We start from the raw sequence: 12,837 nt of genomic DNA on the forward strand, positions 1-12,837 counted from the left end.
AACGCGCCCTCGTGCTGATGCTGGTCGCTGCCCTGCTGGTCCTCACCCGCCTGCACCTGCCGACGACCTTCGGTCACATCGGTCCGTTGCCCGACGCGAGCTGGGCGGCCTTCTTCATCGGTGGCTACTATCTGCGCACGTGGTCGCGCTGGGCTTTCCCGCTGTTCATGGCGGCTGCCGTGGCGGTGGACTACATCGTCATCAGCGGCCAGGGCATCAATTTCTGGACGCATTACTGCGTTTCGCCGGCGTACTGGTTCCTGGTGCCGGCCTACGGTGCGATGTGGGCGGGTGGCGCTCTGCTTCGCCGTTACCAGACCGCTAACCACGGCCGCACGCTGGCGCTGCTGGTCGGCACGCTGCTGGCTTCGGTCACCGTCTGCCACTTGGTGAGCCAGGGCAGCTTCTACTGGCTCAGCCCGGTCGTGAGCGAGCCCACCGTCGCCGGCTGGTGGAAGAATTTCAGCGACTGGTACCTGCCGTACCTGCGCGTGGCCGCGATCTACGTGGGCCTGGCCGTCATCGTGCACGTACTGGCCGGACAGGTGGTGCGCCTGGCCCGGCCGCACGGCCGCGCGGCCGGCTGAGCGGGCCCGGGGCGCCGATGGGCAACCGCCTCTCGAAGATCTACACGCGCACCGGCGACGACGGCAGCACCGGCCTGGGCGACGGCACGCGCGTGGGCAAGGACTCCGCCCGCGTCACGGCCTACGGCACGGTGGACGAAGCCAATTCGGCCATCGGCGTGCTGCTGGCGGTGGCGAGCGTGCCGGACGACATCCGCGCGCTGTTGACCACCGTGCAGCACCAGTTGTTCGATCTGGGCGGCGAGCTCTGCATTCCCGGCCACGCGGCGATCACCGGTGACGATGTCGATGCGCTGGAAAAGCAACTGGACCAGTACAACGACGACCTGCCGCCGCTGAAGGACTTCATCCTGCCGGCAGGGGGCGAAGCGGCCTCGCGTTGCCACCTGGCCCGCACCATCGTGCGCCGGGCCGAGCGCGAAACCGTCACGTTGGCCCGTCACGACGCCGTGCGCCCGGAAGCGATCCGCTATCTCAACCGGTTGTCCGACCTGCTGTTCGTGCTGGCCCGCGTGCTGGCCCGCGCCGACGGACACGGCGAAGTGCTGTGGAAACACGAGCGGCGCCACGCCTGAGCCGTTGAGCGCGGGGCGGTCCCACCGACCTCCGCAGCATGGTAGGAGCGGGCCCTGCCCGCGATGCGTCGGGGTGACCCGCCGGCAGGGCATCGCACCCTAAGGCGCTCGCACAGAGCATCGGCGACCCGGACGGCGGACGCCACGTCACGCCGCCCCCGAAAGGTCGAATGCCAGCCGCCACAGGGCCGCGCTTAGAATGGCGCTGACTCCCCACCGCGTGGGACCGTCTGCGCCACTTCCCGAACCCGGACAATGCCGGCACCGTGATCATCTACACCCATCCCGCCTGCCTGCTCCATGACCCCGGACCGGAACATCCGGAGCGGCCCGCCCGGCTGGAAGTCGTGCTGGATGCGCTGCGCCGGCACCACGCCGATGCCGACTGGCGGGAGGCGCCGATCGCCAAGCTCGGGGACCTGCGGCGCGTGCACGACGAAGCGCTGGTGCGGGAGGTGCTGGAGGCGGACGTTTCCGGCTACCGCATGCTGGACCCGGACACGGTGATGTCCCCAGCCTCGCGCGCCGCGGCGTTGCGGGCCGCCGGTGCCGGCGTGGCAGGCGTGGATGCCGTGATGAACGGCGAGGACCGGACCGTCTTCTGCGCGGTCCGGCCGCCCGGCCACCATGCGACCGGCACGGCCGCGATGGGGTTCTGCCTGTTCAACAACATCGCCGTCGCGGCGGCGCATGCCTGCGACAGGCACGGACTTGAGCGCGTCGCGGTGATCGACTTCGACGTGCACCACGGCAACGGCACGCAGGCCATCTTCTACGACGAACCCCGCGTGGCCTACTTCAGCAGCCACGAGTCGGGCATTTATCCGCACAGCGGCGCACCGTACGAACGGGGGGTCGGCAACGTCTTCAACGCGCTGCTGCCACCCGGCAGCGGCGGGTTCCGCTTCCAGAACACCTGGGCCGACGAACTGCTGCCGGCGCTCGACGACTTCAAGCCGCAACTGCTGCTGATCTCGGCCGGATTCGATGCCCACATGCGCGATCCGCTGGCCGACCTGATGCTCGAAACCGACGACTTCGGCTGGCTGACCCGGCAGCTGCGCGACCTGGCCGACCGGCATGCCGCCGGACGCGTGGTGTCCATGCTCGAAGGGGGCTACGACCTGGAGGCGTTGAGCGACTGCGCCAAGGTCCACGTGGACGCGCTGCGCTGATCGCCACGGCAGTCCGGCCAATCGCTGAACCTCGACCGACACCGGCCGGAGGCCTTCATTGCCCGCATGCATGGGATGGGGCAAGCTAACGGCCGTTTTTCGTCCGACAGCGAGCCTTGCACCGCGTGCGCACCGCCCTTCGCCTGCTACCGTTGCCCTTCAGCATCGCCCTGTGCCTGCCGGCGATGGCCGACGATGAGAAGCCCGAAAGCTGGGCGCTGTGCCCGATCCAGGATGTCATCCCGGCATTCGGCGGCGCGGCGCCCCCGTCGGCCGACAACCCCCAGCTGACGCGCGAGCAGCGGGCCGGTCAGCCGACCTCGATCGAAGGCGACCAGCTGGGAGGTACCGAGGCCAACCTCGAGTACCAGGGCAATGTCGCCCTCAGTCGCGGCGACCAGTTCCTGGGCGCCGACAACCTGAAGTACGACCAGGAAAAGGACACGTACGTCGCCGATGGCCACATCCGGTACCAGGACACCGGCATCCGCCTGATCGCCGACACGGCCCGCGGCGACCAGAGCGCCGACACGCACCAGATCGACAACGTGCGCTACCAGTTGGTGGACCGGCGCGGCAACGGTGGCGCCGACCGCATCGACATGAAGGGACCGGAGGGCAGCCTGCTGCACTCCACCTATTCCACCTGCGATCCCGACGACCGCCGCTGGGAACTGCGCTCGCGCCGCATCGACATCAACACCGACGACGGATGGGGCGTGGCCCGTGGCGCGACCATCCGCCTGGGCAAGGTGCCGGTGCTGTACGTGCCGTACCTGAAGTTCCCCATCGACGACCAGCGCCACACCGGCCTGCTGTACCCGGCGATCGGCCTGTCCGGCCGGAACGGCTTCGACTGGAAGCAGCCGATCTACCTCAACCTGGCGCCGAACTACGACGCGACGCTGGAACCGCGCTACATGAGCGAACGCGGGTTCCAGATGGGCGCGGAATTCCGCTATCTGTACGAGAAGGGGCGCGGCGAGATCCAGGGCACCTGGATGACCAAGGACGACCTGGTCCGCGACCGCATGAACGAGGCGGACTACGATCCCCTCAATCCGAACAATCCCGATCCGGACGACGGCCGCGGCTTTCTGTCGTTCGAAGGCGACCACCGGTTCAGTCCGAACTGGCAGGCGCGCGCCAACCTGATCTGGCTGAGCGACGCGCGCTACCAGGAGGACTTCGGCAACTCGCTGTTCGGCCAGGCGTACTCCTCCGTCACCAGCACGGCCGGCATCTATGGCGCCGGCGAGTACTGGAGCGCCGGCCTGATGGCCGACCACTGGCAGCTCTCCGACTACCTGAGCACCGAAGCCTCGCTGCCCTACAACCGCCTGCCCCGCACCTACTTCAACTGGAGCCAGCCGCTGAGCCGCTGGATCAACGTGGGCGGCCATGCGGAAGCGGTGCGCTTCCAGCACGACGAACTCGCCGGCGGCAGCCGCATCGACCTCAAGCCGACCATCTCGTTCCCCATCCAGGGCGCGTCCTGGTACGTCACGCCCACGCTGGCCTACCGCCATACCGAGTACCGGCTGGACGCCGACCTGGCCCAGACGATCGCCACCGATCGTGCGCGCGCCGCGTATGGCATCGCCGCGGGGCAACCGGTGAGCGCGGCGCAGATCGCCGAGTTCTACGATCGTTCGCCCAGCCGCAGCCTGCCGATCGGCTCGTTCGACGCGGGCGTGTACTTCGACCGTGAAACCGAGATCAAGGGCGACCGCTTCCTGCACACGCTCGAGCCGCGCCTGTTCTACCTCAACGCGCCGTATCGCGAACAAGACGGCTTGCCGATCTTCGACACGCGTCCGTTCAACTTCAGCTACGGGCAGCTGTTCCGCGACAACCGGTACACCGGACCGGACCGCCAGACCGACGCGAACCAGCTGACGCTGGCGTTGACCACGCGCCTGCTGCGGCAGAAGGATGGTTTCGAACGCCTGTCGGCCAGCATCGGCCAGATCCGCTACTTCGACGACGTGCGCGTCACCGCGCCGAACGAGGTCCCCCTGGCGCAAGGCAAGTCGGCCTGGGTCGTCGACGCCAACTACGCGCCGACGGATCGCTGGACCATCGGCGCTTCCTATCAGTGGGACCCGAAGTTCCGCCGCGAAGACCTGGCCAGCGTGCGTGCCCGCTACCTGCTGCCGGACGACGGCGTGGTCAACATCACGTACCGCCGCCGCCGCGACCTGCTGGAGCAGGCCGACTTCTCGTTCCTCTACCCGGTGACGCCGGCGTGGAGCGTGGTGGGACGCTACTACCATTCCTTCTATCGCGATGCCGCGACCGACCAGGAGCCGGGTCTGCTGGAAGGCGTCGCCGGCGTGCAGTGGGACAGCTGCTGCCTGGCCGTGCGCGCGCTGGTACGCCGCTACGTGCGCAACCGCGAGGGCGAAATGAACACCGGATTCCAGGTGGAATTCGTCCTGAAAGGCCTGGGCTCGGCCGGCCAGGACACGGACCGCACCTTGCGCCGTGCTATTCTCGGTTACTACCGAGACGACCTCTATCTCGTCCCGCCGAGCAATATCGCGCAGCGACCGGACGACACCTCTTACGCTCCGGATCCATTGCCATGACCAAGCCGTTTTCCCGCTTCCTCATCGCCGGCCTGCTGACCCTGTCGACGGTCGCTACCTCGGTGCAGGCCCAGACCCTGCAGCGCCTGGACGGCATCGCCGCCGTCGTCAACGAGGATGTCGTGCTGCAGAGCGAGCTGGACCGCGCGGTGCAGAACGTGCTGACCCAGTACGCCAACCAGCCTGGCCAGCTTCCGCCGCGCAACGTGCTGGAGCGCCAGGTGCTGGAGCGACTGGTGCTGGTCAAGCTGCAGGTCGCGCGCGCAGCCGAAAGCGGCATCCGCATCAGCGACGCCGAACTCAACAATGCGGTCAACGCGGTCGCCCAGCAGAACGGCACCACGCCCGACGGCCTGCGCCAGCGGCTGGAAGCCGACGGCATGTCGTTCGCCGAGTTCCGCAGTTCGCTGCGCGATGAGGTGACGATCCAGCGCCTCCGCCAGAGCTTCGCCCAGAGCCGCGTGCAGGTGAGCGAAGGCGAGGTCGATGCCGCGCTCGCCGCGCAGGCTACCGGACAGGTCCAGTACCACCTCGCGCACATCCTGGTGGCGTTGCCCGATGGCGCCAGTGCGGAACAGATCAATACCGGCAAGAGCAAGATCGACGGCGTCAAGGCGCTTGTCGACAAGGGCGAGCTGGATTTCTCCGCCGCCGCCGTGCGCTACTCAGACAGCCCCAACGCCCTGGAAGGCGGCGACCTCGGCTGGCGCAGCCCGGACGAGATCCCCACCGCGTTCGTGGAAATGCTGAAGGGCATGAGCCCCGGCCAGGTCGTCGGCCCACTGCGCGGCCCCAGCGGCTTCCAGCTGTTGAAGCTGGTGGAAGTGCGCGACGGCGCGAAAGCCGAACAGCGGTCGGTCACCGAGTACAACGCGCGCCACATCCTGATCCGCATCACGCCAACGCAGGACGCGAACGCCGCCAAGGCCAAGATCGATACCCTGCGCGCCCGCATCGCCGGCGGCGCTGATTTCGTCGAAGTCGCCAAGGAATCCACCGAGGACGCCAACAGCCGCGATGAAGGCGGCGACCTGGGCTGGTTCCCCGCCGAGGCGTTCGGTCCGGCCTTCGGCCAGCAGGTCACCGGTCTGCAGGACGGCCAGGTCAGCCCGCCGTTCCGCACCGACGCGGGCTGGCACATTGTGCAGCGCGTGGGCAGCCGCCAGACGGACGTGACCGACCAGAACCGCCGCGCCCAGGTGCGCGAAACCATCGGCCGCCGCAAGGCGGAAGACGAGTACAACCGCTATCTGCAGGAACTGCGTGGCGAAGCCTACGTGAGCTTCCGCAATGCCGGCGCCGAGACCACGCCGGGCGGCTGACGTGGTACCGCGGCTCGCGCTGGTTCCGGGCGAGCCGGGCGGCATCGGACCCGAACTCTGCGTGCGTCTGGCGCAGCAGGTGCGCGACGATTACACCCTCCTCGCCTTTGGCGATGCCGTCACGCTGGGGGCGGCAGCCGATGCGCTTGGTCTGCCGCTCCGCCTGCTCGCCGAGCATGAGGTCGCGCGGCGGCCGGGCGATCTGCGCCTGCACCCCCTCCCCAACGCCGTCCCAAACGCCTTCGGCGCGACCGAGCCGCGCAACGCGCGCGCGGTCATCGATGCGCTGACGCATGCGGCCGGCGCCTGCCTGCGGGGCGATCTCGACGGCCTGGTCACCGGCCCCGTGCACAAGGCGGCGATCAACGCCGGCGGCATCGCTTACCGGGGCACGACGGAACTGCTGGCGGAACAGGCGGACTGTCCGGTGGTGATGATGCTGGCCAACGACATCGTGCGCGTCGCGCTGGCAACCACGCACCTGCCCTTGCGGGCTGTTCCCGACGCCATCACGCCCGCTGGGCTGGAGCAGGTACTGCGCATCACGCATGCCGCGCTGCGCCGTGACTTCGGCATCGCAGACCCGGTCATCGCCGTGCTCGGCCTGAACCCGCATGCGGGGGAAGCCGGCCACCTCGGCAATGAGGAAATCGAGGTCATCGAGCCTGTGTTGCACGCCCTGCGCGCGGACGGCCTGCGCCTTGAAGGTCCGCTACCCGCCGATACCGCGTTCCTGCCGCAGAAACTGCGGGGCTTCGATGCCGTGGTCGCGATGTATCACGACCAGGGCCTGCCGGTCCTCAAGTACAGCGGCTTCGAGCAGGCGGTGAACCTGACGCTGGGGCTGCCGTATCCGCGCGTGGCGGTCGACCACGGCACCGCGCTCGACCTTGCCGGCAAGGGCATCGCCGATCCCTCCAGCCTGTTCGCCGCCGTGGCCACCTGTGCGCGCATGGCGTTACGGCGAGGAGTGAGCGGAGAACAGTGAGGAGTGAGGAAGATGTCGCGCCCCGTCGTTCCCGCCTGCCCTGCTCGCTCCTCACTTCCCCACACTCTCTTCTGCTTTCAAAGGCTCCGCGCCCCCATGTCCTTCAAGGCTCCCCCGAAGAAGTCCCTCGGCCAGCACTTCCTGACCGACCGCAGCTACATCGACAAGATCGTGATGGCGGTGAATTTGCAGCCTGGCGACCGGCTGGTTGAGATCGGGCCGGGCCAGGGCGCGATCACGTTCCCACTGCTGCGCAAGCATGGCGAGCTGACGGCGATCGAGTTCGACCGCGACCTGATCACGCCGCTGATGGAAGCGTCGGAGGGCGTGGGCCGGCTGACGATCATCCACAAGAACGTCCTGGACGTGGACTTCGGCAAGCTCGCCGGCGACGAAAAACTGCGCTTGGTCGGCAACCTGCCGTACAACCTGTCGTCGCCCATCCTGTTCCATGCCATCGAACACGCCGCCTCGATCCGCGACATGGTCTTCATGCTGCAGAAGGAGGTGGTGGACCGCATGGCCGCCGAGCCCGGCAGCAAGGTCTACGGCCGTCTCAGCGTGATGCTGCAGGCGTACTGCCGCGTGGACGCGCTGTTCGTCGTCCCGCCCGGCGCGTTCCGTCCGCCGCCGAAGGTCGATTCGGCGGTGGCCCGGCTGGTGCCCCGCGATGCCACGTCCATCGGCATCAGCGACCCTGGCCGCTTCGAGGCCGTCGTGCGCGCGGCGTTCGGCCAGCGGCGCAAGACCCTGCGCAATGCACTGGGTGGCACGTGCACGACGGACCAGATCGAAGCCGCCGGCCTGCGTCCGGACGCGCGTGCCGAACAGGTCGGCGTGGATGGTTTCGTCCGCCTCGCCAACCTGCCTGCGGACGACTGAGTTGCGGCATCGCGCCGCGTTGTTTCCGCTTTTACGCGCGTTTGCATACACTGAACGCATGGATTCCCCCGATTACGCCATCGACGTGGATGTCGCCACGCGCTTCCTGGATGACCAGTCAGCGCCCGAGGACGGGCGCTATGTGTTCGCGTACACGATCCGCATCCACAACCGCGGCCGCGTGCCGGCGCAGCTGCTTCGCCGACACTGGATCATCACCGACGCCAACGGCAAGGTGGAGGAAGTGGAAGGCGAAGGCGTGGTCGGCGAACAGCCCTGGCTGAGGCCGGGCGAAGACTTCCGCTACACCTCCGGCGCCATCCTGGAAACCGCACTGGGCACCATGCAGGGACGCTACGACATGCTCGCCGACGACGGCACCCGGTTCGACGCGCCCATCGCCGCCTTCACCCTGTCCGTCCCGCGGACCCTGCACTGAGTCCGCCGCGATGACCGTCTGGGCCATCGGCGACCTGCAGGGCTGCTACGACGCGACGCAGCGCCTGCTGGAGAAGATCCGCTTCGATCCGGCGCAGGACCGGCTTTGGTTCTGCGGCGACCTCGTCAACCGCGGCGGACAGTCGCTGGAAACGCTGCGGCTGGTGCATTCGCTGCGCGATCACTGCGTGGTGGTGCTGGGCAACCACGATCTCTCCCTGCTGGCGATCGGCGAACGCTCGCCGGACGAACAGCGCAAGGTCAATCCCGACCTGCAACGCGTGGTGCTGGCCGACGATGCACGCGTACTGCTGGACTGGTTGCGCCTGCAAAAACTGGTGCACGTGGACCGGGAACTGGGCTGGATGATGGTGCACGCCGGGCTCGCGCCGAAGTGGACCACCGCCCTCGCGGAAAAACACGCGCGCGAAGTGGAAGTGCAGTTGCACGGCAACGCCTACCGCAAGCTGTTCCGCAACATGTACGGCGACAAGCCAAACTGGGCGCCGCACCTCTCGGGGCACGACCGCTCGCGCGCCATCATCAACGTGCTCACGCGCATGCGCTACTGCACGCCGCGCGGGCGCATGGCGATCGAGGAGAAGGGCGCGCCGGGCCGCCAGGCCCAGGGCCTGTATCCCTGGTACGAAGTCCCCGGCCGCGCCGAGCGGGACCTGAAGATCGTCTGCGGCCACTGGTCCACGCTGGGCCTGATGATCGGCCATGGCGTGCACGCGATCGACACCGGTGCGGTGTGGGGCGGGAAACTCACCGCATTGCAACTCGACACCGACGAGATCCGGCTGGTGCAGGTCCCCGGCCGCGACGTGCCTCCACCGCCCAAGGGCGAATTGCCGAAGGACTGAGCATGCGGTGGGTGCAGCTGTCGACGTTGTGCCTGGTGCTGATGGTGCTCGCGGCCTGCCGCGATGAAACGCCCATCATCGTCGAAACCGCCACGTCACCGACCACGGCAGCGGACGCGCTTCCGGCTGCGTCTCCACCCCTGGTCGCGGCGGCACGGGCGCAGATCGGCGTGGTCCACGTGTACGACCCGGCCTACTTCAGTCTGTCCTATCCCGGCGGCGACGTGCCCGGTGACCGCGGCGTCTGCACCGATGTGGTGATCCGCGCACTGCGTACGCAGGGGTTGGATCTGCAGCAGGCGATCCACGACGACATGCGCACCCACTTCGATCAGTACCCAAGGCAATGGGGATTGAGCCGCACCGACCGCAACATCGACCACCGTCGCGTACCGAACCAGATGCGCTGGTTCGAACGGCATGGATGGGCGCGATCGATCGGCCAATCGCCAGGCGACTTCGCAGCAGGCGACATTGTCGCGTGGCGGCTCAACGGCAGTGGGTTGCTGCATATCGGCATCGTGTCCGATCGCCGCAGCCACGACGGCACGCCGCTGATCCTGCACAACATCAGTGCAGGCACGCATGAAGACGACCTCCTGTTCGACCATACGATCATCGGCCACTACCGCCCACCGACCATCGTGGCATCGCGCGCGTCCCCGTGACGCGGGCTCGCGGCAAGCAACGCAGCCGCCCCGCAGGCAGGGTGACGAAAGCCTGCGCCACGCAGCGCATTGAGGCAGGGAAAGCGCTGGGATTGCGCTTCGCTCCATCCCAGCCTACGGAGGTGCATCAGCCTCTCCCACTCCGTAGGCTGGGTTGATAAACCCAGCACCACGCAGCGTGTCGGCGTACAGGACAGGAGAACGCTGGGATTGCGCAACGCTTCATCCCAGCCTACGGATGGTGCTGCTCAATGACGGCGATACTCGACGAAGTCGAAGGCCATCGCATGCTTGGCATCCGCCGGATGCGGTTCGCGGGCGACTTCCTGCCAGATCGCCGGACTGAAAGCCGGGAAGAACGCATGCGCGTCCTGCACCTCGGTGTCGACCTCTGTGAGGTGCAAAACGTCGGCACGGTCCAGTGTCAACGCGTAGACCTCGCCGCCACCGATCACGCAGAGCTCGTCGCTACCCTGTTCCGTCGCGATCCGGATCGCCTCATCAACCGACGCGACTGCGCGCATACCCTCGAACGGCACGCGACCGCTGCGCGTCAGTACCAGGTTGAGCCGTCCTGGAAGCGCGCGACCCAGCGATTCGGCGGTCTTGCGCCCCATCAGCACCGGCTTGCCCAGCGTCAGCGCCTTGAAGCGTTTCAGGTCGTCCGGCAGGCGCCAGGGCAGGTCGTTGTCGCGTCCGATGGCGCGATGGCGATCGAGGGCGGCGACCAGCGAAATCCGCATCCGCTAAACCGCCACCGGCGCCTTGATCGCCGGATGCGGATCGTAGCCATGGATCTCGATGTCATCGAAGGTGAAGCCGAACAGGTCGGTGACGTCGGGATTGAGGTGCAGCTTCGGCAGCGCGCGCGGCTCACGCGACAGTTGCTCGCGCGCCTGGTCGTAGTGGTTCGAATACAGATGCGCATCGCCCAGCGTGTGCACGAAGTCGCCGACACCGAGGCCCGTCGCCTGCGCCACCATATGCGTCAGCAGTGCGTAGCTGGCGATGTTGAACGGCACGCCGAGGAAGATGTCACCACTGCGCTGGTAGAGCTGGCAACTGAGCTTGCCGTCGACGACGTAGAACTGGAACAGCGAGTGGCACGGCATCAGCGCCATCTTCGGCAGTTCGGCGACGTTCCAGGCGCTGATCACCAGGCGGCGCGAATCCGGATTGCGCTTGATCTCGTCCACCAGCCACTGCATCTGGTCGATGGTCTTGCCGTCGGCGCCCTCCCAGCTGCGCCACTGCTTGCCGTACACGGGGCCCAGTTCGCCGTGCTCGTCGGCCCACTCGTCCCAGATGCTGACCTTGTTGTCCTTCAGGTAGGCGATGTTGGTTTCGCCTTTCAGGAACCACAGCAGCTCGTGAATGATCGAGCGCAGGTGCAGCTTCTTCGTGGTGACCAGCGGGAAGCCTTCGTTCAAGTCGAAGCGCATCTGCCAGCCGAACACGCTGCGCGTGCCGGTGCCGGTGCGGTCGGACTTCTCGGCACCCTGTTCCAGCACATGGCGCAACAGGTCGAGGTATTGCTTCATGCCTGGTCTCCGGCGAAAGGCTTCACGGTTTACTTGCCGGCGACCGGCGCGGGAACGACGGGCTGCAGCGTCGGCGCACGACGCGACAGCCACAGCAGGTACAGGCCCAGCAGCACCAGCGGCACGCTGAGCACCTGGCCCTTTGTCAGCCAGCCCCAGGCGACGTAATGGCCTTCATCCGGCACGCGGACGAATTCCATCAGGAAGCGGAATACGCCGTACATCAGCGCGAACAGGCCCGACACGAGGTAGCGCGGCCGCGGCTTGCGCGAGACCGTCCACAGCACGACGAACATCACCAACCCTTCTAGGAAGGCCTGATAGAGCTGGGAGGGATGGCGGGCGAACTGGTTCAACGCGCCCGCGGCGTACTGCGCCTTGAGCTGCAGCGCATCGAAGTTGCGCAGCTCAGGATCCGTCGGGAAGATCACGCCCCAGTTGGCATGCGTGTATTTGCCCCACAACTCGGCGCCGATGAAGTTGCCCAGCCGGCCGAAGCCCAACCCGGGCGCGGCCAGCGGCGCGACGAAATCCATCGTGTCGAAGAAGTGCAAACGGTGCTTGCGCGACCACCAGAGCGCCGCGGCCATCACGCCGAGCAGGCCACCATGGAAGCTCATGCCGCCTTCCCACACCTTGAAGATCGACAACGGGTTGTCGAGGAAAGTGCCGAACCCATAGAACAGCACATAGCCGATACGCCCGCCCAGCACGACGCCAAGCATCGCGTAGAACATCAGGTCGGAGAACGCATCCGCATTGACGCCGGGCAGGCGTCCCTGCGAGGCGCGCAGGCGTCCCAGCCACCAGGCGGTGACGAACGCCAGCAGGTACATCAAGCCGTACCAGTGCAGCTTGACCGGTCCCAGCGAAAAGATGATCGGGTCGATCTGGTGAAGGTAGATCATGCGCCTCGGCAGTGCCGGTGGGGAGCGACTATTCTGCCCCACCCGCCCCGTGCGTGGATGACTGGCCGCCCGCGTAGCGCCGAGCCTGCCCGGCCGAGAGAGAGCAGCCGGGCATCACGTCAGCGGAGCACGCTCCGCTCCACGGCTCCGATATCAGTCAAGCAGGTGCGGACGGTTGGGCAGTTCGTCCTCGTCGGCCTGGCCCGACTGCTGCGGGAAATACTGGGCCAGCAATGCCGAGGTCGCCGCGATGCCATCCAGGACAGCCTGCTCGGCCCGGCCCTCGCCCATGCCCG

At 67.5% G+C, this 12,837-nt stretch carries 12 protein-coding genes and 1 pseudogene; 10 read left to right on the forward strand and 3 right to left on the reverse strand.

What is annotated here, in order from left to right; translation table 11 throughout:
• The first annotated feature begins 11 nt into the window (after positions 1-11).
• From CYU89_RS03600 to CYU89_RS03645, 10 genes and pseudogenes are all read left to right on the forward strand, one after another.
• Positions 12-587: a hypothetical protein gene (locus tag CYU89_RS03600; protein ID WP_296278867.1), complete on the forward strand. Its 576-nt coding sequence runs from the start codon at positions 12-14 to the stop codon at positions 585-587.
• A gap of 17 nt (positions 588-604) precedes the next feature.
• Positions 605-1,162, forward strand: a complete 558-nt coding sequence (locus CYU89_RS03605; protein WP_296278855.1) for a cob(I)yrinic acid a,c-diamide adenosyltransferase — start codon at positions 605-607, stop codon at positions 1,160-1,162.
• A gap of 266 nt (positions 1,163-1,428) precedes the next feature.
• A complete protein-coding gene (locus CYU89_RS03610; RefSeq protein ID WP_296278856.1) occupies positions 1,429-2,337 on the forward strand; it encodes a histone deacetylase family protein in 909 nt (302 codons plus the stop codon).
• Positions 2,338-2,462: 125 nt separating this feature from the next.
• The gene (gene lptD, locus CYU89_RS03615) at positions 2,463-4,928 is read left to right on the forward strand and encodes an LPS assembly protein LptD (protein ID WP_296278857.1); all 2,466 of its coding nucleotides are present in this window, start codon (positions 2,463-2,465) and stop codon (positions 4,926-4,928) included.
• A pseudogene (locus tag CYU89_RS03620) lies at positions 4,925-6,217 on the forward strand (peptidylprolyl isomerase); the annotation flags it as partial. The gene lptD and the pseudogene CYU89_RS03620, both read left to right, overlap by 4 nt.
• 34 nt (positions 6,218-6,251) lie before the next feature.
• Complete coding sequence (gene pdxA / locus CYU89_RS03625; protein ID WP_296278859.1) at positions 6,252-7,238, forward strand: 4-hydroxythreonine-4-phosphate dehydrogenase PdxA; 987 nt, start codon at positions 6,252-6,254, stop codon at positions 7,236-7,238.
• Positions 7,239-7,334: 96 nt separating this feature from the next.
• On the forward strand, positions 7,335-8,120 hold the full coding sequence (gene rsmA, locus CYU89_RS03630) for a 16S rRNA (adenine(1518)-N(6)/adenine(1519)-N(6))-dimethyltransferase RsmA (RefSeq protein ID WP_296278860.1): 786 nt from the start codon (positions 7,335-7,337) through the stop codon (positions 8,118-8,120).
• Between the two features lie 58 nt (positions 8,121-8,178).
• Positions 8,179-8,559 (forward strand): Co2+/Mg2+ efflux protein ApaG, encoded by a 381-nt coding sequence (gene apaG, locus CYU89_RS03635; protein WP_296278861.1) that lies wholly within the window; start codon positions 8,179-8,181, stop codon positions 8,557-8,559.
• Positions 8,560-8,569: 10 nt separating this feature from the next.
• On the forward strand, positions 8,570-9,424 hold the full coding sequence (locus tag CYU89_RS03640; RefSeq protein ID WP_296278862.1) for a symmetrical bis(5'-nucleosyl)-tetraphosphatase: 855 nt from the start codon (positions 8,570-8,572) through the stop codon (positions 9,422-9,424).
• 2 nt (positions 9,425-9,426) lie between these two features.
• The gene (locus CYU89_RS03645) at positions 9,427-10,092 is read left to right on the forward strand and encodes a DUF1287 domain-containing protein (protein WP_296278863.1); all 666 of its coding nucleotides are present in this window, start codon (positions 9,427-9,429) and stop codon (positions 10,090-10,092) included.
• A 248-nt stretch (positions 10,093-10,340) separates the two neighbouring features.
• Here CYU89_RS03645 and CYU89_RS03650 read toward each other — a convergent pair whose 3' ends face one another.
• Genes CYU89_RS03650 through lgt form a run of 3 tightly spaced genes read right to left on the reverse strand, consistent with a single transcriptional unit; the run spans position 10,341 to position 12,541 of the window.
• Entirely contained in the window at positions 10,341-10,835 is a 495-nt protein-coding gene (locus CYU89_RS03650; protein ID WP_296278864.1) for a dihydrofolate reductase, read from the reverse strand.
• Between the two features lie 3 nt (positions 10,836-10,838).
• Positions 10,839-11,633: a thymidylate synthase gene (locus tag CYU89_RS03655; protein WP_296278865.1), complete on the reverse strand. Its 795-nt coding sequence runs from the start codon at positions 11,631-11,633 to the stop codon at positions 10,839-10,841.
• 29 nt (positions 11,634-11,662) lie between these two features.
• Positions 11,663-12,541 carry a prolipoprotein diacylglyceryl transferase gene (gene lgt, locus CYU89_RS03660; protein WP_296278866.1) on the reverse strand — a complete coding sequence of 293 codons (879 nt, stop codon included), beginning with the start codon at positions 12,539-12,541 and terminating at the stop codon, positions 11,663-11,665.
• Positions 12,542-12,837: the final 296 nt, after the last annotated feature.

This window comes from Pseudoxanthomonas sp. (assembly GCF_002863005.1).
In the GTDB taxonomy this organism is placed as follows: domain Bacteria; phylum Pseudomonadota; class Gammaproteobacteria; order Xanthomonadales; family Xanthomonadaceae; genus Pseudoxanthomonas_A.